The organism is Pseudomonas schmalbachii (assembly GCF_017589465.1).
GTDB classification, from domain to species: Bacteria; Pseudomonadota; Gammaproteobacteria; order Pseudomonadales; family Pseudomonadaceae; genus Pseudomonas; species Pseudomonas schmalbachii.
The window spans coordinates 352,302-378,138 of record NZ_JAELYA010000006.1; the positions used below are offsets into that span (position 1 = coordinate 352,302).

Below are 25,837 nucleotides of genomic sequence, written 5' to 3' on the forward strand. Positions count from 1 at the left end.
CGCTCCTACGGATGACCCGGAGCTAAGGCAAATTCCTGTAGGAGCGAACCATGCCCGCGAAATACAGGCTGCTCCACAGCCGCATTTGCAGGGCATGCCATGTAGGTTGGTGCTGAACGCAGTGAAGCCCAACAATGCACCCGGCAATGCTGGGCTTCGCAAGCTCAGCGCCAACCTACGCGCCAACCGTTGGTGGAAATGAAAACGGGCCCCGAGGGGCCCGTGGCATATCAGAAGTGGTACTGCAGCAGCAGGCTGGTCGCACTCTGGTTGGTATCGAAGAACTTGCTGTCCTCGATGCCGTACTTGTTCGACCAGTAGTCGTACTCGATGCCCACCAGCAGCTTGCGCGGCTCGGAGCCGAGCGCCTTGCCGAGGTCGTACTTCACCTGCGGGTTGATGTGCAGGTTCTTGTGGTAGCTCTGCTGGTTCGGCGTCTCGGCGTCCTTGCTGTTCACCGCCCAGTGGATCACGCCGTCGAGGATGATGTCCGACTTGCCCACCGGGAAGTGGGTGCTCCACGCCGGCACCACCTGCCAGACGCCATCCGGCGAGCGGTTGCCCTGCGGCATGCGGTAGTAGAAGTTCAGCTTGAAGAAGTCGAAGCCGGGGATCGCCAGGTCGAAGCCGGGGCCGAAGCGGAAGGTTTCCACGTCGCCTTCGCCGAACTCGTAGGTGGTCGCCAGCAGCACATCCTTGACCGGGCCGAACGACAGGTCGCGGCCGCTCAGCTTGCCGATGGAAAAGCGCGGGGTCAGCTCGCCGTAGTAGGCGTGGCTGCCGTTGATGCTCTTGCCGCCGTTGAACCAGGTGTTGTCGACGAAGGCGAACACATCGCCCCAGTTCCACAGGCTGAAGTGCTCCAGGGTCACGGTCTGCTGGATATGCGGATCGACCTGGAAGTCCTTGCCCCACAGGTAGGTAATGCTGTTGTCCATGAACAGCAGCGGCGACGCCGACCTGGCCTGGCCGACCGTGCCGAGTTCCTCGACGTCGGCCGGCGGCGGGTTGTACAGCGCCAGCGGCATCTTCTCATCTGCCAGGACCGCCGAGCTGGCGGCCAGTGCTCCTAAAAATGCAACCAGGGAAAAACTGCTTCTCATGCTCGCCTCGTATTTATTGTGATGACGCTAGGCAGTGAACGAATTGGCTTTTGTTTCTTGTGCCTGCCCTGGCGGAATTCCGGGCGAGGGTTTCCCCCTCGTCCGTCCCCTTCTCCAGGACGCGAAAATCCCTGCTCCCGTTTGCTCCCGCGGGATTTCGCGATGTGGGGAATCCGTGCGGAAAGGAGCCGCCCCCACGCGGGACAGCCCTTCCACGCCGATCAGTTGTTGCCGGCGAGAATCACGCGCTGGCGGATGCGGTCGGCCATCACGGCGAGGATCAGCAGCACACCGAGGACGATGGTCTGGGTGTAGGCACCGATGCCGATCAGGTTCATGCCGTTCTGCACCAGGTTGATGAACAGCGCGCCGAGCACCACGGCACCGACCCGGCCCTGGCCGCCGCTCAGGCTGACGCCGGCGATCACGCAGGCGGCGATGGACTGCAGCGGCATGTCCGCGCCGAGGTTGGCTTCGCCGGTGTCCAGGCGGGCGGTCAGCAGCAGGCCGGCGATGGCGGTGATCACGCCGACCATCAGGTAGCAGGCGAATTGCACGCGGGCGGTGCGGATGCCCGACAGCTCGGCGGCGCGGGCGTTGCCGCCGGTGGCGTAGATGTGGCGGCCGAAGCGGGTCCAGTTCATCACCAGGTACAGCGCGACGATCAGCACCAGGGCGAACAGCACCGGCACCGGAATGCCGAGCAGCGAGCCGAAGCCGAAGACCTCGCCGAAGTCGCCCGGCATGCCGTAGACCGGGGTGCCGCCGGTGATGAACAGGGTCAGGCCGAAGACGATCGACGAGGTGCCGAGGGTCATCATGAACGGCGGGACGCGGAACTGCGAAATGCCGAAGCCGTTCAGCGCGCCGACCGCGATACCGGACAGGCAGCCGGCGCCCATGCCGGCGGCGATGGCCAGGCCCGGTGCATCCGGGAAGGCGGCGAACACCGCGGCCATCACCGTGGCGCCGACCACCGAGGCCAGCGCCATGGCGCTGCCGACGGAAAGGTCGAGGCCGCCGACCACCAGCGCGACCATCTGCGCCAGGGCGACGATGACCAGGTACACCGACTGGCGGGCGACGTTCTGGATGTTGTCGCCGCTGAGGAATTCGCTGCTCTGGGTGGCGAAGAACAGGCAGGCGGCCACCAGGATCAGGGGCAGCACGCCGATCTTCACGAACACCAGGTGGTTGAAACGGCGCAGGGCGTTGCCGCGGGACGCGGTCCCGGCTTGGGTCAGGGTAGTCATAGCTGCATTACTCGAAGAAGTGCGAGAGGACGCTTTGTTCGTTGATGTCGCTGCCGGTGAGTTCGGCGGCTACCTGGCCTTCGCGCATGACGTACAGGCGCCGGGACAGGTTCATGACTTCGCTGAGATCCGAAGAAATCAGCAGGATGGCGGCTCCCGCCTCGCAGAGTTCCTTGAAGAACCGGTAGATGGCCGCACGGGTCGTCACATCGACGCCGACGGTGGGCTCATCGAAGATGTACAGGTCGGTCGGCTGGGTCAGGCCCTTGGCCAGCAGCACCTTCTGCTGGTTGCCGCCGGAAAACTCGTGGGCATTGCGGTCCAGGCGCGCGGAGGGGAAGCCCACCCGCTCGGCCAGTTCCGCCGACCAGCTGCGCTCGCTGCCCTTGTGCAACCACCAGCCACGCGCCACCGGCTTGCGGTGCAGGGCGCTAAGCGAAAGGTTGTCGCGGCAGGCGTGCTGCAGCAGCAGGCCCTCGTTCTTGCGGTCCGAGGTCAGGTAGAAGATCCCGGCGCGCAGCGCCTCCTGCGGATGGCGGGCGACGAAGGGCTGGCCCTTGTAGAGGATTTCGCCGGCGGCGATGCGCTCGACGCCGAAGCAGGCGCGGCCGACTTCCGACTTGCCGCAGCCGACCAGGCCGGCAATGCCGACGATCTCCCCGGCGCGCACGGTCAGGTCAGCACCGCACACCAGGCCGCTGCGGGTATGCAGACCGCTGATGCGCAGCACTTCCTTGCCGGGCAGGGTATCCATGTGCGGATAGACCTGCTCGACCTGGCGGCCGGTCATCAGCTCGACCAGATCGTCATGCCCGATGCTCGCCGGCACGGTCGCCACCAGGCGGCCGTCGCGCAGGATGGTCATGCGATCGCCGATCTCCTGCAGCTCGTGCATGCGATGGCTGATGTAGATGATGCCGACGCCGTTCGCCTTGGCCTTGCGCACCAGGGCGAAGAGCTTGTCCTTCTCGTTCTCGGTGAGCGAGGCGGTGGGTTCGTCGAGGATCAGCACGGAAAGCTCGTGCTGGAATGCCTTGCAGATTTCCACCATCTGCTGCTCGCCGCGGGTCAGGTCCTGCACCAGCGTATGCGGGTCGATATCGAAACCCAGGCTGTCCAGCGCCTCGCGGGCCTTGCGCTGCATCTCGCCGCGGGCGAGACGACCGCCATGGGTCTTCTCCGCGCCGAGGAACAGGTTGTCCGCCACCGACATCTGCGGCACCAGGGAGAACTCCTGGAACACCGCGCTGATGCCCAGGCTGCGCGCATGCTGCACCGACTGCAGGTCGACTTCGCGACCGTCGAGCATCAGCTTGCCGTCGCCCTTGTTCGCCCCGGCGATGATCGAGATCAGCGTCGACTTGCCCGCGCCGTTCTCGCCGAACAGCACGTGGACTTCGCCGGGCAACACCTCGAAGTTGACATCGTCGAGCGCGACGACACCGGGATAACGCTTGCCGATGCCGCGGCACTGCAGGCGTGGCGTTCTGGCCGCGAGGGCCTGGACTGCCATATTCATGATCGAAAACCCGCCTTTACTTCACGGTGAACACTGGCTTGAAGCCGTTCGGCGCCAGCGCGTCGCCCAGCGGAATCTGCTTGGCGTCGCCCTTGGCGAAGACCCTGCCGATCGGCTCGACATTCTTCATCAGCGGCTGGCCTTCGGCGGCGCGTACCGCCAGGTCCACCGCGATGCGCGCGGTCAGTACCACCGGCGCCATGCCGGAAGCCTCGATGCGGCCACCGGCGAGGTTCTGGTACACGCCCGGGGTCAGGTACACCGAGACCACCTTGGTCTTGCCGGCCAGGCCGCGCGCGCGCAGCACCGGCACAGCGGCTTCGGCGGTCACCGCGCCGCCGGCGATGTAGTCGATGTTCTTGTGGGTCTGCAGCACGTCCTCGATCAGGCGCGACTGCACCTCCTTGCCGAGGTCGCCGTACTTGGTTTCCACCAGTTCGATGGCGCTGCCCTTGATCGCTTCGTTGAAGCCTTCGTTGAACAGCTGCACGAAGCCGGCGCCGGCCGGGCCGGGGAACCAGGCCACGCGCACGGCGGGCGAACCGGCCGGGTGCTGGGCGGCGAGGAACTGGCCGGCGCGCAGGCCTTCGTTGCGCGGGCTGGTCAGGACGCGGGCGGCGATCTTGTCGGACTTCACGCCGTTGAAGGCATCGATCACCGGGATGTTCTTCTGCGCCAGTTCGGCGACCAGGTTGGCCGTGCCCTCCTCGGAAATCGCCCCGAGGATCACCGCGTTGCCGCCACCGGCGACGCAGTTCTCGACCTGGGAAATCTGGTTGTTCAGCGCGGTGAAGCCGCCGGCGTCGAGCACCTGCACGGCCACGCCCTGGCGCCTGGCCTCCTCGACCACGCCGTAGTTGGCGGCAAGCCAGAAGGCATCCTTCATGTGCGGGAAGGAAACGCAGAGCTTGAGGGGTTTGCTGGCCTTTTCCAGAGGCTGGTAGTCGACTTCCGTGGCCTTCGACTGCTCGTCGAGGGACATCACCTTCAGCGGGAACCAGTCGGCTGCGTGGCTCGCCAGCGGAGCCGCCAGCAGCAGTCCGAGCGCCACAGCGGAAATCGCGGATTTATTGTTGATCTTGGTAGCCATAAAAAACCCTGCAAAGTTTTTATTTAAAAGGGAGGGTATTCCCACTCGCGCGCCAGCCAATTGCATGAACTTATCGATGCAATCGAGAAAGGCAATTTCTAATGGGAGACGTGGGCTTCCTGCCGGAATACTCGCAAATAAACCGTATAACCGGAGATATCGATGGGCGCGGCGGAAATGATTGCCGCTTGTGCAAATTTATAGATTTCGAACAAGCCGATATCTAATGACTTTTTTGATGATCCGACATAACCCGTTGGCAATGGCCTGATTCAAGTCAGAATTCCCGGCACCGTTCATCGACCCCCGAAACACACGAAAGCCCCGCCATGCATGGCTCGCATAGCCGCCATGCAGCCCTCGGCAATGCACGAAATGCATCGACCCGATGCCTTGTGCGAATTGCAGGAAGTGCATCGCGCATATGCGGAAGAGCGCGCCGCCACTGCACTTCCACGCACTTCAGGATCTGCCCGCGGCAGTCATAGCCTGTTGGTTATGGAGATGCCCCGAAAAAATCATTCGACGTTTATGACCCGGGCTTTTAATACTTGAGTCGCAGCACAGCCGGAACCGGCTTTCGATTGACATATCGCAAACGGATATTTGCGCGAGCGATCCAGACTTCGCCCCATCTGAATATTTGCAGAGGCAGTTCTAATAAAATGACTATCGATACTCCCGAACTCAGCCTGGGAACTTCCCAAAAGTCAGTAAACAAGGATTTCATCCCGTTCACCGGGAAGGAATATCTGGAAAGCCTGAATGACGGCCGCGAAGTCTGGATCTATGGCGAGCGCGTGAAGAACGTCGCCGAGCACCCGGCCTTCCGCAACTCCGCCCGCATGATCGCCCGCATGTACGATGCCCTGCACGATCCGGCGCGCAAGGACATCCTCACCGTTCCCACCGAATGGGGCGGCTTCACCCATCGTTTCTACCGCGCGGCCAACAACGTCGCCGAGCAGGTCGCCTCCCGCGATGCCATCGCCGAATGGCAGAAGATCGCCTGGGGCTGGATGGGCCGTTCGCCGGACTATAAAGGCTGCTTCCTCGGCACCCTCGGCGCCAACGCCGGCTTCTACGAAGGCTACGAGCAGAACGCGCTGAACTGGTACCGCAAGGCCCAGGAAAAGACCTGGTTCATCAACCACGCCATCATGAATCCGCCGGTCGACCGCGACAAAGGTCCGGACGCCGGCAAGGACGTGTTCATCCGCGTGGTCAAGGAAGATGACAAGGGCATCTACGTGACCGGCGCCAAGGTGGTGGCCACCGCTTCCGCCCTGACCCACTACACCTTCATCGGCCACGTCGGTCCGGTCGCCTTCCAGGACCCGGCCTACTGCCCGGTATTCATCACCCCGACCAACGCGCCGGGCGTGAAGCTGCTCTCGCGCATCTCCAACGAACAGCGCGCCGCCGTACTCGGCAGCCCGTTCGACTACCCGCTGTCCAGCCGCCTGGACGAGAACGACGCCATCCTCGTGCTCGACAACGTGTTCGTGCCCTGGGAGAACGTGTTCATCCACAACAACCTGAAGCAGGCCAACGCCTACAACACCGGCTCCGGCTACCTGGAGCGCGCCTCGCTGCACGGTTGCACCCGCTTCGCGGTGAAGATGGACTTCCTCGTCGGCCTCTACAGCCGCGCCCTGGAAATCACCGGCGCCAGCACCTTCCACGGCGTGCAGTCGCAGCTCGGTGAAGTCATCGCCTGGCGCAACGCCTTCTGGGCGCTGTCCGACGCCATGGCCAAGAGCGCGATGCCGTGGAACGGCATGATCCGTCCCGACCCGCACTTCGCCGGCGCGTACCGAGTGCTCAACCAGATCGCCATGCCGAAGATCAAGAACATCATCGAGCAGACCGTCGCGTCCGGCCTGATCTACCTGAACTCGCACACCGCCGACTTCAAGAGCCCGGAAATCCGCGGCTACCTCGACACCTATGCCCGTGGCTCGGGCGGCGCCAGCGCCGAAGAGCGCGTGAAGGTGATGAAGATGCTGTGGGACGCCATCGGCACCGAGTTCGGCGCCCGTCACGAGCTGTACGAGATCAACTACATCGGCTCCAACGACGTGACCCGCCAGACCAACCTGTTCGCCGCCCGCGGCACCGGCATGCTCGCCAACTGCCAGGCCTTCGCCCAGACCGCGATGGACGAGTACGACCTGAACGGCTGGACCGTGCCGGACCTGATCAACCCCGACGACGTCAGCATCCTGACCAAGCGCTGAAACCCGAGCCGGAGAAAACAACAATGTCCGTCAAGCTGTCAGTTTCCAACGAAGCGCCGGAAGACTTCGATTCCCGCACCTTCCGCAACGCCATGGGCCAGTTCGCCACCGGCGTGGTGGTGATCACCACCGAAGTGGACGGCGAGGCCCACGCGATGACCGCCAACGCCTTCATGTCCGGTTCGCTGGAGCCGCCACTGGTGCTGGTCTCGGTGGCCTGCACCGCGCGCATGCACGAGAAGATCCCGGCCGCTGGCGGCTTCGGCATCAGCATCCTGTGCAACGAGCAGGTGGACACCAGCCAGCACTTCGCCGGCAAGCCGACCCCCGCGCACCAGCCGCAGTTCGAACAGATGGGCGAGCTGCCGGTAGTCGCCGGCGCCAACGTGCAACTGGTGACCCGCCTGGTCGAGGCCTACCCGTGCGGCGACCACACGCTGTTCGTCGGCGAGGTGCAGAAGCTGAAAGTCGCGGAGCAGCCGGTCAAGCCGCTGCTGTTCCACGGCGGCCGTTACTCCGAGCTGGCCCAGGCCTGCTGACAGCGATTCCCCTTTAGGGCCCTGCCCCGGCGGGCCCTGTTTTATTCGAGTGAACGATCATGGCCAGAGTGATTGATGTTGTTCAGGTGACCTACGAGTCGCCGGACCTGGACCTGTCGGAGCGGTTCCTCACCGACTTCGGGCTGACCCGCGCCGTGCGCAACGACGCCGAGCTGTACATGCGCGGCGCCGGCCAGCAGCACCACATCCACGTCTCCCGCAAGGGCGAGAAGGCGCGCTTCGTCGGCGCCACCTTCGAAGTGGAATCCCGTGCCGACCTGGAACAACTGGCCGGCTTCGCAGGCTCCTCGGCGGTGGAACCGTCCAGCGAACCGGGCGGCGGTCAGCAGGTGCGCATGACCATGCCCGACGGCTTCGAGATCCGCGCGATCCATGGCCGCGAGCGCGCCGAGCCGCTGCCGACCCGCGACCGCCATCGCTTCAACGCGGCGCGCTCCAAGGAACGCATCAACGCCTCGATCCGCGTACAGACGTCGCCGTGCCAGGTCACCCGCCTCGGCCACTTCGTCCTGCACGTGACCAGCCATGACGAATCGGTGAAGTGGCTGAACGAACGCTTCAACCTGCTGCCGTCCGACTACTTCCTGCCGCCAGGCGAGGAAGGTCCGGTGGTCGGCACCTTCCTGCGCCTCGACCGTGGCGCCGAGCTGGTCGATCACCACTGCCTGCTGGTGCTGCAGTCCGACTGGGTCGGCGTGCACCACTGCTCGTTCGAAGTGGAAGACCTCGACGCCGTGATGTGCGCCCACGACTTCCTCGTGCAGCAGGGCTGGACGCTGGACGTCGGCGTCGGCCGCCACCTGCTCGGCAGCCAGATCTTCGACTACTGGAAGGACCCGTTCGGCTTCCGCATCGAGCACTACACCGATGGTGACGTGTGCGATTCGACCTTCCAGCCGGGCACCTTCAACGGCACCGCGGACCAGACCACCCAGTGGGGCATGGAACCGCCGCAGGACTTCTTCGAATAAGCGTTTGCGGGCGCCACGCGGCGTCCGCCTGGAGTAACCATGAGCCAGACAAGAGTGTCTCCGCCGGAGGCAACGGCCCCGCTCGCCCCGGAAACCCGCGAGCGCCTGATGCGCGTCGGCACCGCCAACGTCGCCAACGCCCTGTTCAAGCGCGGCTTCCGCAATGTCTACCTGCTCGGCATCGCGCCGCTGTCGGCGGACCAGGGCCAGCTCGTCGGCCCGGCCTACACCCTGCGCTTCATGCCGGCCCGCGAAGACCTGGACAGCATGGCCAACTACGCGCGCAACGATAACCTGCACCGCGTCGCCATCGAGCAGTGCCCGGAAGGCGCCGTGCTGGTCATCGACACCGGCAACAGCACCCGCGCCGCGGCGATGGGCGACATGATGGCCGCGCGCCTGAAATTCCGTGGCGCCGCCGGCGTCATCACCGACGGCGGCTACCGCGACGCCCCGGCGATCCGCGAAGTCGGCCTGCCCTGCTTCCAGCGCCAGGCCGCCCCGCCCGCCACGCCCATCGCCCTGCACCCGATCGAGCTGAACGGCCCGGTGGGCTGCGCCGGCGTGCCGGTCTACCCGGGCGACGTGATCGTCGGTGACGGCGAGGGCGTGGTCTGCATCCCGCACCACCTGGCCGACGAGATCGCCGTGGAAGCCCTCGATGCCGTCGAGTACGAGGCCTTCGCCGCGCTGCACATCGCCCGTGGCCGCTCGATCCTCGGACTGTTCCCGGCCACCCCGGAAAGCTACGCCGAATACCAGCAATGGGTCGCCGCCGGCCGCCCGGCCATCCAGGAGTGAATCCATGAAAGGCATTACCACCCCCATCGACTTCAAGAGCCTGGAACTGCTGGTCCACCGCGAGGACCTCGACCCGGCCAAGTGGATCGACTTCCCAGACTACGGCTTCCGCCAGTACTTCCTGTGGAAGAACGAGGAAACCGGCGCCTCCATCGCCATCCTCGAATACGACAAGGGCGGGCGCATTCCGGTCAAGCACGTGCATGCCTCGAACCAGTTCATGTACTGCCTGGAAGGCGACTACGAGTACACCGACGTCGGCATGCGCCTGAAGCCCGGCACCTTCTACATGAACCCGAAAGGCAACCCGCACGGGCCGACCATCGCCCACGAGCGCAGCGTGCTGATCGAGATCTACGACGGCCCCCATTACGACGAGAAGCCGGTCTTCCACACCGACGAATCCATCGGCGGCTTCCTCGCCAAGAAAGACTGAAGTCCCCGTGCGGACCGAGAAAAGAATTCTGGAGAACAAGATGTTTGATTCGCAAAGCGTGCTCAACCACTTCGCCATCGGCGAAGTCGCCAGCGGCGGCTACGTGGCCGGCCAGGGCTGGCTGCCGACCGAAGGCCGCGAAGCCTTCGACGCCATCTGCCCGGCCGACGCCAGGGTCGTTGCGAAAGTCGCCGGCGCCACCGCCGAGGACTACGACGCGATCATCGCCAAGGCGGTGGAAACGCAGAAATCCTGGCGCATGGTCCCGGCCCCGCGCCGTGGCGAGCTGGTGCACCGCATCGGCCAGCTGATGGAAGAGAACATCGAGCAACTGGCCGGCGTGATCGCCCTGGACACCGGCAAGACCCTGCCGGAGTGCCGCTTCGAGCTGAAGGAAGCGATCGACATGGCGTACCTGGCCACCGGCCTGTCGCGCCAGCTGTCCGGCGGCACCCAGCAGTCGCAGCGCGACAGGCACCGCATGTACGAGCAGTGGCTGCCGCTGGGCGTGGTGGGCGTGATCTCCGCCTACAACTTCCCGGCCGCCGTGTGGGCGCAGAACGCCTTCCTCTCGGCGATCTGCGGCAACACCGTGATCTGGAAACCGAGCCCCAAGGTGCCGCTGACCGCCATCGCCTGCCAGCGCCTGGCCGTACAGGCCATGCAGGAATTCGGCGCCGACGGCGTGTTCGCCCTGTTCATCCCGGGTGACGACCGCATCGCCGAGAAACTGGTCGCCGACACCCGCGTCAACCTGATTTCCTTCACCGGTTCCACCGGCGTCGGCCACAAGGTCGCCAGCATCGTCAGCTCGACCCTCGGCCGCCGCTACCAGCTGGAGTGCTCGGGCAACAGCGCGATCATCGTCGACGAAACCGCCGACCTGAAGCAGGCCGCCCGCGCCATCGCCAACTCCGGCGCCGGCACCACCGGCCAGCGCTGCACCAGCGCGCGCCGCGCCATCGTGCACAAGTCCATCGAGGCCGAGCTGATCGAACTGCTGAAGAAGACCTACGCGCAGATCCGCATCGGCCACTTCACCGAGCCGGGCGTCATCGCCGGCCCGCTGATCGACAAGGCCGCCATCGACCACTACCACGCGGCCATCGCCGACGCGGTCGCCCTGGGTGGCAAGGTGGAATTCGGCGGCAAGCGCATGGACCGCGACGGCTACTACGTCGAGCCGACCTTCATCAGCGGCTGCCAGCCGGACTGGCCGTGCATCCAGCGCGAGACCTTCGCGCCGGTGGTGTACCTGCTGACCTACGAGACCATCGAGGAAGCCATCGCCATCAACAACGGCGTGGCCCAGGGCCTCGCCGCCGGCATCCAGAGCACCAGCCTGTACAACATCGAACTGTTCCTCTCCGCCGACGGCAACGACTGCGGCATCGCCAAGGTGAACATGGGCACCACCGGCGCCGACGTCGGCGCCTCGTTCGGCGGCGAGAAGGAAACCGGTGGTGGCCGCACGGCCGGCTCCGACGCCTGGAAGATGTTCATGCGCCGCCAGAGCGTGTGCATCAACTGGAGCGGCACCACTCCCTGGGACAAGCAAATCGTACTTTGATCGAGGACACCAACATGCTGAAGCAACGCGTCTATTCCCCGTCGGTCAACGAGCCGGCCGACAAACTCTGGTCCAACGCCATGACCGTCGGCGGCTTCGTCTTCGTCTCGGGCATGACCGCCCGTGGCGCCGACCGTGAAACCGTCCTTGGCGAGAACGAGTACGAGCAGGCCAAGGTGGTGTTCCAGAAGATCAAGGACATGGTCAGCGCCGCCGGCGGCGTGATGAACGACATCGTGAAAATGACCATCTTCGTCACCAACATCAAGAACAACACCCAGGTCTGGAAAGCCCGCGAAAAGTTCTTCAGCGGTGACTTCCCGACCTGCACCCTGGTCGAAGTCAGCTCGCTGGCCAAGCCGGAAATCCTGCTGGAAATCGAAGCCATCGGTTACGTCGGCTGCAGCGGCGAAAAGGCGGCCTGATCCATGAAGCTGATGTCCTACGTCACCAGCCACCGGGCGAGCTTCGGCATCGTCGAGGGCGAGTGCATCTACGACCTGGGCTCGCGCCTGGGCGACAGCTGCGCGGACCTGAAGACGGCCATCCGCAGCGGTGCGCTGAAGCAGTTCGAAGGGCTGGCAGGTTCCGTCGAGGCGGACTTCCGCCTCGGCGACGTGGTCAACCTGCCGGTGATCCCGAACCCGGGCAAGATCATCTGCGTCGGCCTGAACTACGCCGCGCACCGCGAGGAAGTGAAGCGCGCGGTGACCACCGAGCCGACCATGTTCGTGCGCTTCGCCGAGTCGCAGTGCGGCCACGAGCGTCCGCTGGTCTGCCCGCGCGAGTCGGATGCCTTCGACTACGAAGGCGAGATCGCCGTGATCATCGGCAAGGGCGGCCGCCGCATCGCCCAGGCGAACGCCCTTGAGCACGTGGCGGGCCTGGCCTGCTACAACGACGGCTCGATCCGCGACTGGCAGGCCCACGGCACCCAGTGGACCGCTGGCAAGAACTTCCCGGCCACCGGCGCCTTCGGCCCGTGGATGGTGACTGCCGACGAGCTGCCGGCCGACAGCGTGCTGAGCCTGACCACCCGCCTCAACGGCGAGCAGATGCAGCACACCACCACCGACCTGATGCTGTTCCCGATCGCAAAACTGATCGAGTACATCTCCACCTACCTGACCCTGGAAGCCGGCGACGTGATCCTCACCGGCACCCCGGGCGGCGTCGGCTTCCGCCGCGAGCCGCCGGTGTTCATGAAGGATGGCGATATCGTCGAGATCGAAGTCAGCGGCATCGGCATCCTGCGCAACCGCGTCGTCAAGGAAGCCTGATCCAGGCTTCGGGGATGGCGCCGCCACCCGCGGCGCTGCGTCCCAACCGTGTTCGCGTCCACGCGCGCACTCCCGGCCGTAGTGATTCCATCGCTGCGGCCGGACACTTTTTTCCGGGCCATGCGTCCGAACCGTTGCGGTATCCCGCGGGCACAATCCGCGGGACTTTCCCTGTCAGCCCCCGGCCCACATTCCGGTAAGCTCACCCTGACAGTCCACCGGAGGCGGCAAGCGCCACATCGCTGGGAGAACGAGATGTCCCGAATCGACTGGTATATCCGCGCCAACCTCAAGCTGCGTCACCTGGAGCTGCTGGTGGCCCTGGACGACCTGCGCAACGTGGGCAAGGTGGCGAGCTATCTCAACGTCAGCCAGCCGGCGATTTCCAAGACCCTGGCGACCATCGAGGAAGGCGTCGAGGTGCCGCTGTTCGACCGCACCCCGCGCGGCCTGGAGCCCACCGAGCACGGCATCTGCCTGATCCGCCACGCGCGCCGCGTGCTGGAGCAGATGGTCGCCGCCCGCGACGAACTGCTGGATATCACCGAAGGCCGCGTCACCCGCGTGTCCCTCGGCGTGCTGCCGGCCGCCGCCGTGCTGCTGGTGCCGAAGTTCATCGCCATGCTGGAGGAGAAGTCCAACGAGGTCAGCGCCTCGGTGACGGAATCGCACACCGACATCCTCCTGCGCATGCTGCGCGCCGGCGACATCGACCTGATGGTCGGCAACCTGCCGCAACGTGCGCTCGGCGCCGAGTTCGAGAGCGAACTGCTGTACCGCGACCCCATCGTGGTGGTGGCCCGCCACGACCATCCGCTGACCAAGGCCAGCCCGCTGCAGTGGGAAATGCTCAACGACTACCCGATGGTCCTGCCGACCCAGGCCGCCCACACCCACCACGCCATCGCCGACGCCCTGCTGCAGCGCAACGTGCGCATCTCGCGGCGCAGCGTGGAATCCATCTCCACCCTGACCAACGTCGGCGTGCTGCAGGAAACCGACTCCACCGGCTTCCTCTCCCAGGCCGTCGCCCGCCACTTCGAGAAGCTCGGCCTGCTGTCGATCCTGCCGCTGGACCTCGGCAACGTGGACATCGAGATCGGCCTGATCTGGATGACCGACCGCGGCCTGTCCAAGGCCCAGCAACTGGTACGCACCCTGTTCCGCGAGACGCGGGATGCGATGAGGACGAAGGCGGGGCACTGACGCTCGTAGGGCGGATGCAACCCGCCACCCGTGTCGGGCCGATTTGGCGGGTTTCACCCGCCCTACGCAACTGGGTCGGGCCTCCGTAGGTTGGGCTGAGCTCCGCGAAGCCCAACGCCCCCGGCACATCAATGGCTCCGCACCTTCACCATGACGAACAGCTTGACCCGGTCATGGATCTCCTGCAGCGCATGGCGGAAGGCATCCGGCGCCTGGCTGGTGGCGGGGTCGGCGAAGCTCCAGACGATGACTTCCTGCGAGTGCGGCAACTGCAGTTCCTCGTCGCCCGACCGGTCGCACAGGTCGATCAGGTAGTCGAAATGCTCGCCGGCGAATTCGTCGATGGACTTGCAGCGCAGGCCCTCGGCGGACACCCCGGCATGCTCCAGCGCATCGATGGCGCGCGGATCGATCTGGGTCGGCCGCACGCCGGCGCTGTGCGCCTCGAAATGCTCGCTGTCGGTATGCCGCAGCAGCGCTTCGGCCAGTTGTGAACGCACGTCATTGGCGACGCATACGAACAGGACTCGCGACTTCTCCGCCATGGCAGGCACCTTTCTAACCGCTGGGTGGGATGGACCCAAGACTAACCCCGGCCGGCCGCGTTGCCTTGTGCGGTAACGAAAACTTCATGTAGCGCGCGGCCCGGGATCAGCAACTCGCCTGCGACCTGCGGCGATGGTCCGCCAGGGAAACGCCCGTCCACTTGCGGAAGGCCCGGTAGAGCGCGCTCGGTTCGGCGAAGCCCAGTTCCTCGGCGATCTCGCTCACGCTTCTCGACGAGTGATCCAGGTATTCGAGCGCCATGTCCCGGCGCAGCTGGTCCTTGATCAGGCGGAACGATTGCCCCTCTTCGTCCAGCCGGCGGCGCAGGGTGGACTGGGTCATGTGCAGGCCTTGCGCGACGCTGGCGAAATCCGGCCATCCGGCATAGGGCAACGCGCGCAGGGTGCGGCGGATGTGTGCCGCCAGGCCGTTGGAGTCGCGGTACTTGCGGATGACATGGCCACCGATGTCCCGCGTGTAGTCATCGGCTGCCACGCTGTCGCGGATGACCGGGAGCTGCATGCAGGCATGCTCGAATTCCAGCGACGTCACGGGCTGCGCGAAGCGCAACGGCGCCTCCAGCAAAGCGCGGTAGTCGGCGCCGCGCGGCGAGTCGGCAAAGGAGAAGTCCACCGCGAGCAACGGAATGCGCCGTCCCACCAGCCAGCAGGCGAGTCCGTAGAGAGTGAACAGCAGGTACTCGTGGGCGAGCAGGCGCGGCGTGCGCGGCCCCGGCGTCTCGTGGATGAGCAGGCGGCAAATCTCGCCGTCGCAGGCCAGCTCGCAGGAGAAATCCTCCAGCAGCAGGTTGAAGAACTGCGTCATATGCGCCAGGGCCTGCCCGAGGGTCCGGCAATGCACCGAGGTCGCGCACAGCATCCTGGCGCTGCCGATCTTCATCCGTCGCGAATCCTGGCCGTAGAACTCGTCGCCGAGCAGCGCCACGACGCGCACCGCCAGCTCGCGGTAGGCGGTCGCCGGGATGCGGGCGGACGGCTCGCGCAGCAGTTGCGCGGCAATGCCGGCGCGCTCCAGCACCTCCTCCGTAGCGATGCCCCGCTCGTGCAGGGGCTCCAGGAGAGCCTGGGCGAATTGAACGGAAAGACTGAACTCTTCCATGTTCCTCATGCGTTGTTGTTATCGGGGAATCGGGGAAGCGGCGTGGCAAATACTCTCAGCCATTTTGCAGTTTTTGGCCATGGTTGATGCCCCGCGGGTTCCCTACTCTGCCCTGGCAACTTCGAGCGGAGACAGGAAGCCCATGAACGAAATGATCCATCAAGTTGAAGTCACGACAGCCGCCCCGGACGCGATCTCGCCGGCCGAGCGCGAGGCCCGGGTCCAGTTGGCGGCGCTGTACCGGGCCCTGCACGCCTATGGCATGACCGACCTGATCTACAACCACATCACCCTGCGCGTGCCCGGCGAGCCCGAGCACATCCTGCTCAACCCGTTCGGCATGCTGTACAAGGAGATCACCGCCTCCAGCCTGTACAAGATCCACCTGAACGGCGAACAGCTCTACAAGCCCGACGACGGCTACGCCATCAACCCCGCGGCCTACGTGATCCACACCGCCGTCCACGCCGCCCGCCCCGACGCGCATTGCGTCATCCACACCCACTCGCGCGCCGGCTCGGCGGTTTCCGCGATGGCCTGCGGACTGCTGCCGGTTTCCCAGCACTCGCACATGTTCCACGGCCGCATCGGCTACCACGACTTCAGCGGTCCGGTGGTCGACCTCGCGCAACAGGCGAAGCTGGTGGAAGACCTCGGCGATCACGACGCGCTGATCATGCGCAACCACGGCCTGATGGTCTGCGGCCAGACGGTCGCGGAAGCCTTCTTCAACATCTACTGGCTGGAATCGGCCTGCCGCATCCAGGTCGACGCCATGGCCGCCGGCGAACTGACCATGCCCAGCGCCGAGGCGCTGGAGGTCAGCCGCACCCTGTTCGCCAGCATCCCGAACAAGGGCGTCAGGGAATGGGCCGCGGTCATGCGCGAGCTGGAGCGCAACGACCCGTCCTTCCGCGACTGACGCCATCCCTCCGAGTTTCCCCGCCAACAAGAACAATCAGGAGTGAGAAATGAACTCGATAGCGAAGAACCCTCTCGACCAGGACTGCCCCGTCTCCGTGGCAGAACTGGGCAGCGATGTGCGCTGCCATACCCTGCAGGCCGGCAGACCGCCGCTGTTCATCGAGCCATGCAACGATGCGCTGCGCGATCGCGCCGCCTTCCGGGCCTGGAGTGCGCGCATCCGGCCGGTTCTCGACCAGTTGATCGTCGAGCACGGCGGCATCGTCCTGCGCGGCTTCCCCATCGAGGAAACCGCCGACTTCGGCAACCTGGCCGAACTGTTCCCGGCATTCTCCAGCGGTTATGCCGGCGGCGTCGCACCACGCTCCACGATCAGCGGACGGGTCATGGAGGCGACCCGGCTGGCGGCGCCGGTGCGGCTCACGCTGCATTCGGAAATGGCCTATATGCGCGACTATCCCAAGCGCATCGCCTTCTTCTGCCGCCAGGCCGCTCCCGTGGGCGGCGAGACGCTCATCGGCGACATGCGCACGCTGGTGGACGAACTGCCGGCGGAACTGGTGGACAAGATCGCAAGGCTGGGCATCCGCACCACCCGCAACTACGGCGCGAAAAGCGATGGGATGGAGGGGTCGGTGGAGATCATGGAGTCGATCGGCTGGAACGTCGCCTTCGGCACCGATGACCCGCAGCAGGTGGAAACCCTGTGTGCCGAGCGGGGCCTCGAACCGCTGTGGAACGACAACGGCACGCTGACGGTATTCAACCGCACCGAGCCGTTCGTCATCCACCCGCAGACCGGCCGAACGCTCTATCGCGCACTCGTGCATATCTACCGCCCCGACAAGCGCCCGGAAGGCGAAAACACCGAACTCTACGAAGCGATCCGCAAGACCCAGAAGCACCCGAGCGGGACCTTCCTCGGCAATGGCGAGGAACTGAGCGGGCAGGAAGTCGACGCGTTCGAGGCAGTCATCGACAGGCACACCCACTACTGGCCATGGCGCAACGGCGACGTGATGATCCTCGACAACCTGCAGGTCTGGCATGGCCGCAATCCCTACGAAGGACCGAGGGATGTGCAGGTCGCGCTGCTCGACTGATACGCGAAGCCCAGCGTCATCATCGTTGGGCTTGCCGGGTAGGTTGGGCTGAGCTTGCGAAGCCCAACTGAGTTGGAGTCGGCCCCACCCGATGTTGGGCTTCACTGCGTTCAGCGCCAACCTACGCTGTCCGCCCCTTCGTAGGGTGGACAACGCGAAGCTTGTCCACCTTCGCCACCCTCCAGCCGCTCGGGGAGCTGGAGAACGGCCCACTACCCAAGACGGGGAGTCCCCCGCGGCGGCGAACCGGCCTAGCCTGATACGGCTATGGTTTGCCCGCGCAGCAGGCGATCCGCTGCGCCGGCACGGAATGACTACAAGAACAACGACGCCGAGGTGCCATGCAATGACTGAAGACCTGAGTGCCCTGGAATGGCAGGCGCGTGTCGACCTGGCCGCCTGCTACCGCCTGATCGAACTGTTCGGCTGGAGCGACCTGATCGCCAACCACGTATCCATGCGCGTGCCCGGGTTCGAGGATCAGTTCCTGATCAACCCGTTCGGCCTGGCATTCGACGAGATCACCGCCTCCAGCCTGTTGAAGATCGACCTCGACGGCAACCAGCTGAGCGAGTCGAGCTACCAGGCGAACAAGGCCGGCTTCACCATCCACAGCGCGGTGCACCAGGTGCGCCACGACGCCAACTGCGTGCTGCACCTGCACAGCCTCGACGGCATGGCCGTGTCGGCGCTGGAGGAAGGCCTGCTGCCGCTGTTCCAGTCGTCGATGTTCCTCACCGGCGACGTCGCCTACCACGACTTCGAAGGCCCGGCGCTGAACCTGGAAGAACGCGAGCGCCTGCAGCGCGACCTGGGCGAGCGGCACGTGATGATCCTGCGCAACCACGGCACCCTGACCGTCGGCGCCACGGTGGCCGAAGCCTTCGTCCGCATGCACATGCTCGAACGCGCCTGCGCCGCGCAGATCCGCGCGCTGAGCACGGGACGCCCGCTGTGCCGGCCCTCCGAAGAAGCACGCCTGCATACTGAAAAAATGGGGCTGAACAGCATGTTCCGCTACTACGCACCGCAGGCCTGGCCGGCGCTGCTGCGCAAGCTCAACCGCGAGATGCCCGGATACGACAGCTGAAGCGGCCCCGCACGACAGAAGGAGAATGACGTGAGCCTTGCAAACACCCGTGTCGGCATCATCGGTGCCGGCGCCATCGGCGGTTTCTTCGGCATGCTGCTGGCGCGTGCCGGCGCGCCGGTGCACTTCCTGTTCCGCAGCGACTTCGCGACGGTCCGGGAACACGGCCTGCAACTGCAGAGCAAACAGTTCGGCGACTACCGCCCGCAGCCCCTGCACGCCTACGCCGACGCGGCGGACATGCCGCCCTGCGACTGGCTGCTGGTGGCGGCGAAGACCACCGGCAACCCGGCCCTGGCGCCGGTGATCAACCAGGTCGCGGCACCCGGCGCGAAAGTCGTCCTGCTGCAGAACGGCCTGTCGGTGGAGGACGCCATGCGTCCGCTGCTGCGCGACGACCTGCACCTGCTCGGCGGGCTCTGCTTCGTCTCCGCACACCGTCGCGGCAACGGCGTGGTCGAGCATGTCGCCGGCGCCCGCCTGACCCTTGGCTACCACTCCGGCGCGACGACCGCGGCCGAAGCGCAAACGGTGCTCGACGAAGGCGCGGCGCTGTTCGCCGCCAGCGGCATCGATGCCAAGCCGATGGCCGACATCGCCCATGCCCGCTGGCAGAAGCTGCTGCTGAACATCCCGCTGAACGGTCTTTCCGTCGTGGTGCAAAGCGGCTCGCTGGCGATGATGAGCCACCCGCAGACCCGCGCGCTGGTGCGCGAACTGATGGAGGAAGTGGCGGCCGGCGCGGCGGCGTGCGGGCATCCGCTATCCGCCGCCAGCCTGGAACAGGCCTGGGCCGCCACCGACGTGAAGGCCGACTACCACCCGAGCATGTACCTCGACTTCGCCGCCAAACGGCCGCTGGAACTGGAGGCGATCTATGCCGCGCCGCTGGCCGAAGTGGCCAGGGTCGGATTCGCCATGCCGAAGATCGAAATGCTCTACCAGATGCTGAGCTTCCTCGACGCGCGTAATCGGCAGTAGTCCTGGCGACATTCCGGATCAGCCCTCCGCGCAATTCGATCATGCGCGGGACCGGGTGAAGGCGGCGGGCACTCCCCATAGCGGATAGTGCCCACTGGCTATGCCCGGCCCGACACCTACTGTCCTCGCAACCGCTCCGCCGCCGCCAACAACGCCACCTCGGCGCCGCTCCACCCCAGGCAGCCATCGGTGATCGACACGCCGTAGCGCAGTTCGCCGGACAGCGGCTGGCAGCCGTCGAACAGGTGGCTCTCCAGCATCACTCCACGCAGCGAATCGTCGCCGGCCAGGCGCTGGTCGATCACGCTTTCCAGTACCGCCGGCTGGCGCAGCGGGTCCTTGCCGCTGTTGGCGTGGCTGCAGTCGACCATGATCCGCGCGGCGATGCCCTGGCGCTGCAGGCTTTCGCGGGCGATGCGTACGCTTTCCGCATCATGGTTCGGGCCGGAATGGCCGCCGCGCAGGACCAGGTGGGTATCCGGATTGCCCTGGGTCTGCACCAGCGCCGGGCGGCCCAGCGGGTCGATGCCGAAATGCTGGTGCGGGTGCGCCGCCGAGCGCATGGCGTCACTGGCGATGCCGACGCTGCCGTCGGTGCCGTTCTTGAAGCCAACCGGCAGGTCGAGTCCGCTGACCATCTCGCGGTGCACCTGCGATTCGCTGGTGCGCGCGCCGATCGCTGCCCAGCCGAGCAGGTCGTCGAGGTAGCCGGCCACCAGCGGTTGCAGCAGCTCGGTGGCGACCGGCAGGCCGAGACCGAGCACATCCAGCATCAGCCGGCGCGACAGGGCGAGGCCGGCGGCCATGTCGCCGCTGCCGTCGAGCTGCGGATCGTAGACCAGGCCCTTCCAGCCGACCGTGGTGCGCGGCTTTTCCACATAGGCGCGCATCACCAGCAGCAACTGGTCGTCCACCTGCGGCGCCAGTTCGGCGAGGTGGCGGGCGTAGTCGAGGGCGGATTCGGGATCGTGCAGGGAACAGGGGCCGACCACTACCAGCAGGCGCGGGTCGCGGCCATCGAGGACGGCGCGGATGGCCTGGCGCTGGTGCTGCACACGGGCAGCCAGGGCGGCGCTCAATGGCAGGCGCTGGCGGAGTTCGGCGGGCGTCGGCAGCGGCAGTTCGCGGCGACGGGAGGACGGCAGCGGCAGATCGAGCAGTTCAGCGGTCTGCGCGGGGCGGATCAGGGCGGAAACGGAAGAATTCATCTGGGGGCATCCTTGGCCCACGCGGTCATTACCGCGCGGCGCGCTATCTGGGTATTCGTTTCGATCGACTCGGGGCGGTGGCGGCAACGGTGCTAAATCGCCAGGCGTAGCTGCGGTAATAGGCGTAAGTGGTATAGGCGGTCATGTTTCGATCCTCGGTTGATTGCGTGTGGCCTTGCGGGCCGGAAAAACAAAAACCCCGGTCGGGTTGCCGACCGGGGTTCTGAAATCTGTCTGGTTGGCGACCCTGCTTGCTAGGGCGCCTGTGGGGTATCAGGCGCGCCTGTGGCTAAACCAATACCCATAAAAGAAATAACCGGCAGCAGCGGCCAGCGGCTGGACGCGAGCAGCCGCGGTGCGGATGGCACCGGTGCAGGCGAGCAGTTGGCAGGGAAGGCTGTGCGACATTTCGTTTTTTCTCAGTGAACTGGAATAGGAACTTACTGCATAGCTATCGGCCATTTCAATCGATGATTTCTATCGGGGCTGAAAAGGCGTCCAGCGGGCGGGCTTGCAAAAGGCCGGGCGCCTGTTGAAAATGAGATAAATTATCATTTGAAATCGATTCCTGCGGCGCCCCATGTCATCCCATTCCCTTTCCGTCCAGGCGCTCTATCGCGAGCACCATGGCTGGCTGCACAGCTGGCTGCGCAGCAAGCTGGGCAACGCCGCCGATGCCGCCGACCTGGCGCAGGACACCTTCCTGCGCGTGCTGCTGCGCTCCGACCTGCTGGAGCTGCGTACTCCGCGCGCCTTCCTGCGCACCGTTGCGCGCGGCCTGGTGATCGACCACTGGCGCCGTGAAGAACTGGAACGCGCCTACCTGGAATCCATCGCCCATCTGCCGGAAGCGGAAACCCCATCGGCGGAAACCCGCGAGATGCTGCTTGAGCTGCTGGAAAGCATCGCGCGCATGCTCGACGGCCTGAAGCCGAAGGTGCGCACCGCCTTCCTCCTCGCCCAGTGCGAGGGCATGCCTCACGCGCAGGTCGCCGAACACCTCGGCGTCTCGATACGTTCGGTGGAGCGCTACGTGGCCGACGCGCTGTACCACTGCTACCAGTTGCGCTACGCCGAATGAACGCCGCGACACTGGAAGCGCGGGTGGTCAAGCAGGCCATCCAGTGGATGTTGCGCCTGCAGGGCAATTCCGATGTCGAGCTGCACGCCGCCTGCGAGCACTGGCGCGCGGCCCATCGCGATCACGAACTGGCCTGGCAGCGGGTGAACGGCCTGAACCAGGAACTGCAGACCGGCTTCCACGCCGTGCCCACCGCCCGCGTGGCGCTGGACACCCTGGAAAACGCCAGCCAGCGCCTGCGCCGCCGGCAGGCGCTGAAGCTGCTCTCGACCGTGCTGGTCGGTGGTTCGGCGCTGTGGCTGAGCCGCGACATCGCGCCCTGGCAGCGGCTGACGGCCGACCATGGCACCCGCGTCGGCGAGCGCCGCCGCGTCATGCTGGCTGACGGCAGCGAGCTGCAACTGAATACCGACAGCGCGGTGAACCTGCGTTTCGACGAGCGCCAGCGCCTGCTCCTGCTGGAGCGCGGCGAGATCCTCGTCAGCACCGCCCGCGATGCCCATCGGCCATTGCGTGTGCGCAGCCGCGACGGGCTGTTCGAGGCGCTTGGCACGCGCTTCGTGGTGCGCCAGGACGACAGCTCCACTCGCCTCAGTGTCAGCCAGGGTGCGGTGGCCATCGCGCCGAGCGGCCTCGGCCACAGCGTCGCGGTCGCCGAGGCCGGACAGAGCTACGAGGTCGACGCCCACGGCGCGCGCCTGGCGCAGCGACCGAACATGGACAGCGGCGCCTGGGCCGAGGGCCTGATCGTCACCCGCGACATGCGCCTGGCCGACTTCCTCGCCGAAGTCGCCCGCTACCGCCACGGACACCTCGGCTGCGCGGCGGAAATCGCCGACCTGCGCCTGTCCGGCGTATTCCGCCTGGACGACACCAACAAGCTGATCGACCTCCTCCCGCAAACCCTGCCGGTCCGCGTGCAGCGCCGCACCGACTGGTGGATCACGGTGGAAGCCCGCACCTGATTCACCAACCTACGGAACCCATACATGGATGCTCTGCGTCCGAGCCAAAAGCATCGACGCGGAGCGCCGAAGGCGGCGTTTCCACGTAGGGTGGATGGCGCTCTTCCATCCACCATGCCGGGGCCGCATGCGCGGCCATGGTGGATCGATGGAGCGTGATCCACCCTACAAAAGCCGGTTCCTCGTTTCCATGTTTTGGCGGGTTGCACCCGCCCTACGCAAGACACAATCCCACGAGCTAAATGCGAATTATTTTTGTCGGGTTTTCCCGCGTCGCCCGGCAAGGAGGAAAAGCCACTCGAATCCTCCTTCGCCCACGGAACACTTCATGACCGCAGTCCACGCCAACACCGACCTCCCCGCCCTGCCCCGCACCAGCCGCCTCGCCGGCGCGGTACGTGGCGCCCTGTTCTGTGCCGCCCTCGGCAGCGCCCTGCCGCTGGCCGCTGTGGCCGCGGATGCCTCCAGCATCACCGCCAGCCGCGCCTATGCCATCCCCGCCGGGCCGCTGGGCGATGTGCTGAACAGCTTCGCCCGCGAAGCCGGCATCACCCTCTCGGCCACCCCGGAGCAGACTCGCGGTCTGAATTCAGACGGCCTGAACGGCACCTACAGCGTCGACCAGGGTCTGTCGCGCCTGCTCGCCGACACGCCGCTGGAGGCGGAGAGCCAGGGCGACGGCAACTACGTGCTGCGCGCGGCGGCGCCGAAGGATGTGCTGGCGATGCCGGCCAGCGAGGTGTTCGCCCTCGGCAATGCGCTGGGCAGCACCGACGGCTACCTGGCCACCCACAGCCAGATCGCCACCAAGACCAGCAAGTCGCTGCTGGAAACCTCGCAGAGCGTCTCGGTGATCACCCGCGAGCAGATCGACGACCAGGGCTCGAAGACCGTGCAGCAGGCCATGCGCTACACCCCCGGCATCTTCACCGGCCAGGTCGGCGCCTCGAACCGCTACGACTACGTGGTGATGCGCGGCTTCGCCGACAACAGCGTGGACAACATCTACCTCGACGGCCTGAAGACCATGGGCGACAGCGGCACCTTCAGCTCGATGCAGGTCGACCCGTTCTTCCTCGAACGCATCGACGTGCTCAAGGGCCCGTCCTCGGTGCTCTATGGCCGCAGCCTGCCGGGCGGGCTGGTCGCGCTGACCAGCAAGAAGCCGCTGTACGAGGACTTCCACCAGGTCACCGCGACCGTCGGCAACATGAGCCAGAAGGAACTGGGCTTCGACTTCAGCGGCCCGCTGGATGAGGAGAAGCGCATCGCCTACCGCCTGATCGGCCTCGGCAAGGGCGCCGACACCCAGGTCGACCACACCAAGGAAGAGCGCTACGCCATCGCCCCGAGCCTGGCCATCGACTTCTCCGACGACACCACGCTGACCCTGCAAAGCTACCTGCAGCACGATCCGAACGGCGGCTACCACAGCGGCGTGCCGGCCGACGGCACGCTGTTCCAGCACAACGGCCAGCACATCTCCCGCGAGTTCTTCGACGGCGAGCCGAGCCTCGACGACTTCGACCGCACCCAGCGCATGTTCGGCTACCAGCTGGAGCACCGCATCGACGACGTCTGGTCGGCGCGGCAGAACTTCCGCTACCTCGAATCCGATGTCGACCTGTCGCAGGCCTACGGCTACCAGTGGGTCGATCCGACCGATCCGACCAACAACAACCTGAATCGCTACTTCTCCGGCGCCAGCGAGCACCTGGAGGCGTACATCATCGACAACATGGTCCAGGCCGAATTCGACACCGGCGCGGCGCGCCACACCCTGCTCACCGGCCTCGATTACCAGCGCCGCCGCGCCACGGTGGACTGGACCTCCGGCATGCTGGCGCCGATCGATGCGTTCAACCCGGTGTACGGCAACGACGCCGTCACCTTCTTCCCGGACGACAACCACACCCGCCGCCTGGAGCAGACCGGCCTGTACATGCAGGACCTGATCGACCTCGACCAGTGGCGCTTCTCCCTCGGCCTGCGCCAGGACTGGGTGAGCGTCGAGGACAAGAACCGCAGCACCGGCGGCAAGAGCGACGACGACTGGGAGAAGTTCACCGGCCGCCTCGGCGCGCTGTACCTGTTCGACAACGGCGTGGCGCCGTACATCAGCTACTCCGAGTCGTTCAACCCGAACGCCTTCTCCGACGCCAACGGCCAGCCGCTGGAGCCGACCGAGGGCAAGCAGTGGGAAACCGGCATCAAGTTCCAGCCGGAGGACGGCCGCAGCCTGTACACCGTCTCGCTGTTCCACATCACCCAGGAGAACGTCGCGTCGAAGGAGCCGCAGGACAACTTCTTCACCTCGGTCGGCGAAGTGACCTCCAAGGGCGTGGAGCTGGAGGCGCACATCCAGGCGACCGACAACCTCAAGCTGCTCGGCAGCTACACCTACACCGACATCACCTACAGCAAGTCGCTGGACGGCAACCAGGGCCACACGCCGAACCAGGCGCCCAAGCACATGGCATCGGTCTGGGCCGACTACGCCTTCAACACCGGCCCACTGGACGGCCTGAGCATCGGCGGCGGCGCGCGCTACGTCGGCGAGACCTGGGCGGACAAGGAAAACACCCTGCGCGTGCCGGACTATACGCTGCTCGACGCGCGCATCGGCTATGACCTTGGCAAGGTCGGGCTGAAGGGTGTGGACGTCAGCCTCAACGCCAACAACCTGCTGGACGAGGACTACGTCGCCTCCTGCTACAGCCTGGACTTCTGCTACTTCGGCGAGAAGCGCAATGTCACCGCGACGGTGAACTATCAGTTCTGACTAGAAGGG

Annotated in this window: 23 protein-coding genes; 16 read left to right on the plus strand and 7 right to left on the minus strand. The window is 65.8% G+C overall.

Annotation, left to right across the window (positions count from 1 at the left end; all coding sequences use genetic code 11):
- Positions 1-230: 230 nt before the first annotated feature.
- From JFY56_RS17065 to torT, 4 genes are all read right to left on the minus strand, one after another.
- A complete protein-coding gene (locus JFY56_RS17065) occupies positions 231-1,028 on the minus strand; it encodes an outer membrane protein OmpK (RefSeq protein ID WP_208315213.1) in 798 nt (265 codons plus the stop codon).
- 296 nt (positions 1,029-1,324) lie between these two features.
- Complete coding sequence (locus tag JFY56_RS17070) at positions 1,325-2,356, minus strand: ABC transporter permease (protein WP_208315149.1); 1,032 nt, start codon at positions 2,354-2,356, stop codon at positions 1,325-1,327.
- Positions 2,357-2,363: 7 nt separating this feature from the next.
- The gene (locus JFY56_RS17075) at positions 2,364-3,875 is read right to left on the minus strand and encodes a sugar ABC transporter ATP-binding protein (RefSeq protein ID WP_208315150.1); all 1,512 of its coding nucleotides are present in this window, start codon (positions 3,873-3,875) and stop codon (positions 2,364-2,366) included.
- A 16-nt stretch (positions 3,876-3,891) separates the two neighbouring features.
- The gene (gene torT / locus JFY56_RS17080) at positions 3,892-4,965 is read right to left on the minus strand and encodes a TMAO reductase system periplasmic protein TorT (protein WP_208315151.1); all 1,074 of its coding nucleotides are present in this window, start codon (positions 4,963-4,965) and stop codon (positions 3,892-3,894) included.
- A gap of 665 nt (positions 4,966-5,630) precedes the next feature.
- Between torT and JFY56_RS17085 the strand changes: the two genes are divergently transcribed.
- The 9 genes from JFY56_RS17085 to JFY56_RS17125 all read left to right on the plus strand — a co-directional run bounded on the left by JFY56_RS17085 (position 5,631) and on the right by JFY56_RS17125 (position 14,029).
- Positions 5,631-7,205 carry a 4-hydroxyphenylacetate 3-hydroxylase N-terminal domain-containing protein gene (locus tag JFY56_RS17085; protein ID WP_208315152.1) on the plus strand — a complete coding sequence of 525 codons (1,575 nt, stop codon included), beginning with the start codon at positions 5,631-5,633 and terminating at the stop codon, positions 7,203-7,205.
- Between the two features lie 23 nt (positions 7,206-7,228).
- The gene (locus tag JFY56_RS17090) at positions 7,229-7,744 is read left to right on the plus strand and encodes a flavin reductase family protein (RefSeq protein ID WP_208315153.1); all 516 of its coding nucleotides are present in this window, start codon (positions 7,229-7,231) and stop codon (positions 7,742-7,744) included.
- Between the two features lie 59 nt (positions 7,745-7,803).
- Positions 7,804-8,736 (plus strand): VOC family protein, encoded by a 933-nt coding sequence (locus tag JFY56_RS17095; RefSeq protein ID WP_208315154.1) that lies wholly within the window; start codon positions 7,804-7,806, stop codon positions 8,734-8,736.
- 39 nt (positions 8,737-8,775) lie between these two features.
- A complete protein-coding gene (locus JFY56_RS17100; protein WP_208315155.1) occupies positions 8,776-9,537 on the plus strand; it encodes an RraA family protein in 762 nt (253 codons plus the stop codon).
- A gap of 4 nt (positions 9,538-9,541) precedes the next feature.
- A complete protein-coding gene (locus tag JFY56_RS17105) occupies positions 9,542-9,973 on the plus strand; it encodes a cupin domain-containing protein (protein WP_208315156.1) in 432 nt (143 codons plus the stop codon).
- Positions 9,974-10,013: 40 nt separating this feature from the next.
- A complete protein-coding gene (locus JFY56_RS17110) occupies positions 10,014-11,543 on the plus strand; it encodes an aldehyde dehydrogenase family protein (RefSeq protein WP_208315157.1) in 1,530 nt (509 codons plus the stop codon).
- 14 nt (positions 11,544-11,557) lie between these two features.
- Entirely contained in the window at positions 11,558-11,968 is a 411-nt protein-coding gene (locus JFY56_RS17115) for a RidA family protein (protein ID WP_208315158.1), read from the plus strand.
- A gap of 3 nt (positions 11,969-11,971) precedes the next feature.
- Positions 11,972-12,823, plus strand: coding sequence for a fumarylacetoacetate hydrolase family protein (locus tag JFY56_RS17120; protein ID WP_208315159.1), 852 nt, complete (start codon positions 11,972-11,974; stop codon positions 12,821-12,823).
- 255 nt (positions 12,824-13,078) lie between these two features.
- Positions 13,079-14,029, plus strand: a complete 951-nt coding sequence (locus JFY56_RS17125; RefSeq protein ID WP_208315160.1) for a LysR substrate-binding domain-containing protein — start codon at positions 13,079-13,081, stop codon at positions 14,027-14,029.
- A gap of 128 nt (positions 14,030-14,157) precedes the next feature.
- Here JFY56_RS17125 and JFY56_RS17130 read toward each other — a convergent pair whose 3' ends face one another.
- Entirely contained in the window at positions 14,158-14,574 is a 417-nt protein-coding gene (locus JFY56_RS17130; RefSeq protein WP_208315161.1) for an arsenate reductase ArsC, read from the minus strand.
- A gap of 106 nt (positions 14,575-14,680) precedes the next feature.
- Positions 14,681-15,694 (minus strand): AraC family transcriptional regulator, encoded by a 1,014-nt coding sequence (locus JFY56_RS17135; protein WP_208315162.1) that lies wholly within the window; start codon positions 15,692-15,694, stop codon positions 14,681-14,683.
- Positions 15,695-15,836: 142 nt separating this feature from the next.
- Between JFY56_RS17135 and JFY56_RS17140 the strand changes: the two genes are divergently transcribed.
- The 4 genes from JFY56_RS17140 to JFY56_RS17155 all read left to right on the plus strand — a co-directional run bounded on the left by JFY56_RS17140 (position 15,837) and on the right by JFY56_RS17155 (position 19,792).
- Entirely contained in the window at positions 15,837-16,616 is a 780-nt protein-coding gene (locus JFY56_RS17140) for a class II aldolase/adducin family protein (RefSeq protein WP_208315163.1), read from the plus strand.
- Between the two features lie 49 nt (positions 16,617-16,665).
- Positions 16,666-17,721: a TauD/TfdA family dioxygenase gene (locus tag JFY56_RS17145; protein ID WP_208315164.1), complete on the plus strand. Its 1,056-nt coding sequence runs from the start codon at positions 16,666-16,668 to the stop codon at positions 17,719-17,721.
- Positions 17,722-18,067: 346 nt separating this feature from the next.
- Positions 18,068-18,811 (plus strand): class II aldolase/adducin family protein, encoded by a 744-nt coding sequence (locus tag JFY56_RS17150; protein WP_236032773.1) that lies wholly within the window; start codon positions 18,068-18,070, stop codon positions 18,809-18,811.
- Between the two features lie 30 nt (positions 18,812-18,841).
- A complete protein-coding gene (locus JFY56_RS17155) occupies positions 18,842-19,792 on the plus strand; it encodes a putative 2-dehydropantoate 2-reductase (protein WP_208315166.1) in 951 nt (316 codons plus the stop codon).
- A 116-nt stretch (positions 19,793-19,908) separates the two neighbouring features.
- Here the strand turns inward: JFY56_RS17155 and JFY56_RS17160 are convergent, their stop codons facing one another.
- Positions 19,909-21,000 (minus strand): 3-deoxy-7-phosphoheptulonate synthase, encoded by a 1,092-nt coding sequence (locus JFY56_RS17160; RefSeq protein WP_208315167.1) that lies wholly within the window; start codon positions 20,998-21,000, stop codon positions 19,909-19,911.
- Between the two features lie 580 nt (positions 21,001-21,580).
- On the opposite strand from JFY56_RS17160, the gene JFY56_RS17165 reads away from it, so the two are divergent.
- The 3 genes from JFY56_RS17165 to JFY56_RS17175 all read left to right on the plus strand — a co-directional run bounded on the left by JFY56_RS17165 (position 21,581) and on the right by JFY56_RS17175 (position 25,828).
- Positions 21,581-22,081 carry a sigma-70 family RNA polymerase sigma factor gene (locus tag JFY56_RS17165; protein WP_208315168.1) on the plus strand — a complete coding sequence of 167 codons (501 nt, stop codon included), beginning with the start codon at positions 21,581-21,583 and terminating at the stop codon, positions 22,079-22,081.
- Complete coding sequence (locus JFY56_RS17170) at positions 22,078-23,046, plus strand: FecR domain-containing protein (RefSeq protein WP_208315169.1); 969 nt, start codon at positions 22,078-22,080, stop codon at positions 23,044-23,046. The genes JFY56_RS17165 and JFY56_RS17170 overlap by 4 nt, the downstream gene beginning before the upstream one ends.
- Before the next feature lie 328 nt (positions 23,047-23,374).
- Positions 23,375-25,828: a TonB-dependent siderophore receptor gene (locus JFY56_RS17175; protein ID WP_208315170.1), complete on the plus strand. Its 2,454-nt coding sequence runs from the start codon at positions 23,375-23,377 to the stop codon at positions 25,826-25,828.
- The last annotated feature ends 9 nt before the right edge of the window (positions 25,829-25,837 follow it).

Coding starts and splice junctions, on each gene's coding strand:
- JFY56_RS17065 (WP_208315213.1), bottom strand. CDS start 1,028: ATGCCGCTGGCGCTGTACAACCCGCCGCCGGCCGACGTCGAGGAACTC.
- JFY56_RS17070 (WP_208315149.1), bottom strand. CDS start 2,356: ATGACTACCCTGACCCAAGCCGGGACCGCGTCCCGCGGCAACGCCCTG.
- JFY56_RS17075 (WP_208315150.1), bottom strand. CDS start 3,875: ATGAATATGGCAGTCCAGGCCCTCGCGGCCAGAACGCCACGCCTGCAG.
- torT (WP_208315151.1), bottom strand. CDS start 4,965: ATGGCTACCAAGATCAACAATAAATCCGCGATTTCCGCTGTGGCGCTC.
- JFY56_RS17085 (WP_208315152.1), top strand. CDS start 5,631: ATGACTATCGATACTCCCGAACTCAGCCTGGGAACTTCCCAAAAGTCA.
- JFY56_RS17090 (WP_208315153.1), top strand. CDS start 7,229: ATGTCCGTCAAGCTGTCAGTTTCCAACGAAGCGCCGGAAGACTTCGAT.
- JFY56_RS17095 (WP_208315154.1), top strand. CDS start 7,804: ATGGCCAGAGTGATTGATGTTGTTCAGGTGACCTACGAGTCGCCGGAC.
- JFY56_RS17100 (WP_208315155.1), top strand. CDS start 8,776: ATGAGCCAGACAAGAGTGTCTCCGCCGGAGGCAACGGCCCCGCTCGCC.
- JFY56_RS17105 (WP_208315156.1), top strand. CDS start 9,542: ATGAAAGGCATTACCACCCCCATCGACTTCAAGAGCCTGGAACTGCTG.
- JFY56_RS17110 (WP_208315157.1), top strand. CDS start 10,014: ATGTTTGATTCGCAAAGCGTGCTCAACCACTTCGCCATCGGCGAAGTC.
- JFY56_RS17115 (WP_208315158.1), top strand. CDS start 11,558: ATGCTGAAGCAACGCGTCTATTCCCCGTCGGTCAACGAGCCGGCCGAC.
- JFY56_RS17120 (WP_208315159.1), top strand. CDS start 11,972: ATGAAGCTGATGTCCTACGTCACCAGCCACCGGGCGAGCTTCGGCATC.
- JFY56_RS17125 (WP_208315160.1), top strand. CDS start 13,079: ATGTCCCGAATCGACTGGTATATCCGCGCCAACCTCAAGCTGCGTCAC.
- JFY56_RS17130 (WP_208315161.1), bottom strand. CDS start 14,574: ATGGCGGAGAAGTCGCGAGTCCTGTTCGTATGCGTCGCCAATGACGTG.
- JFY56_RS17135 (WP_208315162.1), bottom strand. CDS start 15,694: ATGGAAGAGTTCAGTCTTTCCGTTCAATTCGCCCAGGCTCTCCTGGAG.
- JFY56_RS17140 (WP_208315163.1), top strand. CDS start 15,837: ATGAACGAAATGATCCATCAAGTTGAAGTCACGACAGCCGCCCCGGAC.
- JFY56_RS17145 (WP_208315164.1), top strand. CDS start 16,666: ATGAACTCGATAGCGAAGAACCCTCTCGACCAGGACTGCCCCGTCTCC.
- JFY56_RS17150 (WP_236032773.1), top strand. CDS start 18,068: ATGACTGAAGACCTGAGTGCCCTGGAATGGCAGGCGCGTGTCGACCTG.
- JFY56_RS17160 (WP_208315167.1), bottom strand. CDS start 21,000: ATGAATTCTTCCGTTTCCGCCCTGATCCGCCCCGCGCAGACCGCTGAA.
- JFY56_RS17165 (WP_208315168.1), top strand. CDS start 21,581: ATGTCATCCCATTCCCTTTCCGTCCAGGCGCTCTATCGCGAGCACCAT.
- JFY56_RS17170 (WP_208315169.1), top strand. CDS start 22,078: ATGAACGCCGCGACACTGGAAGCGCGGGTGGTCAAGCAGGCCATCCAG.
- JFY56_RS17175 (WP_208315170.1), top strand. CDS start 23,375: ATGACCGCAGTCCACGCCAACACCGACCTCCCCGCCCTGCCCCGCACC.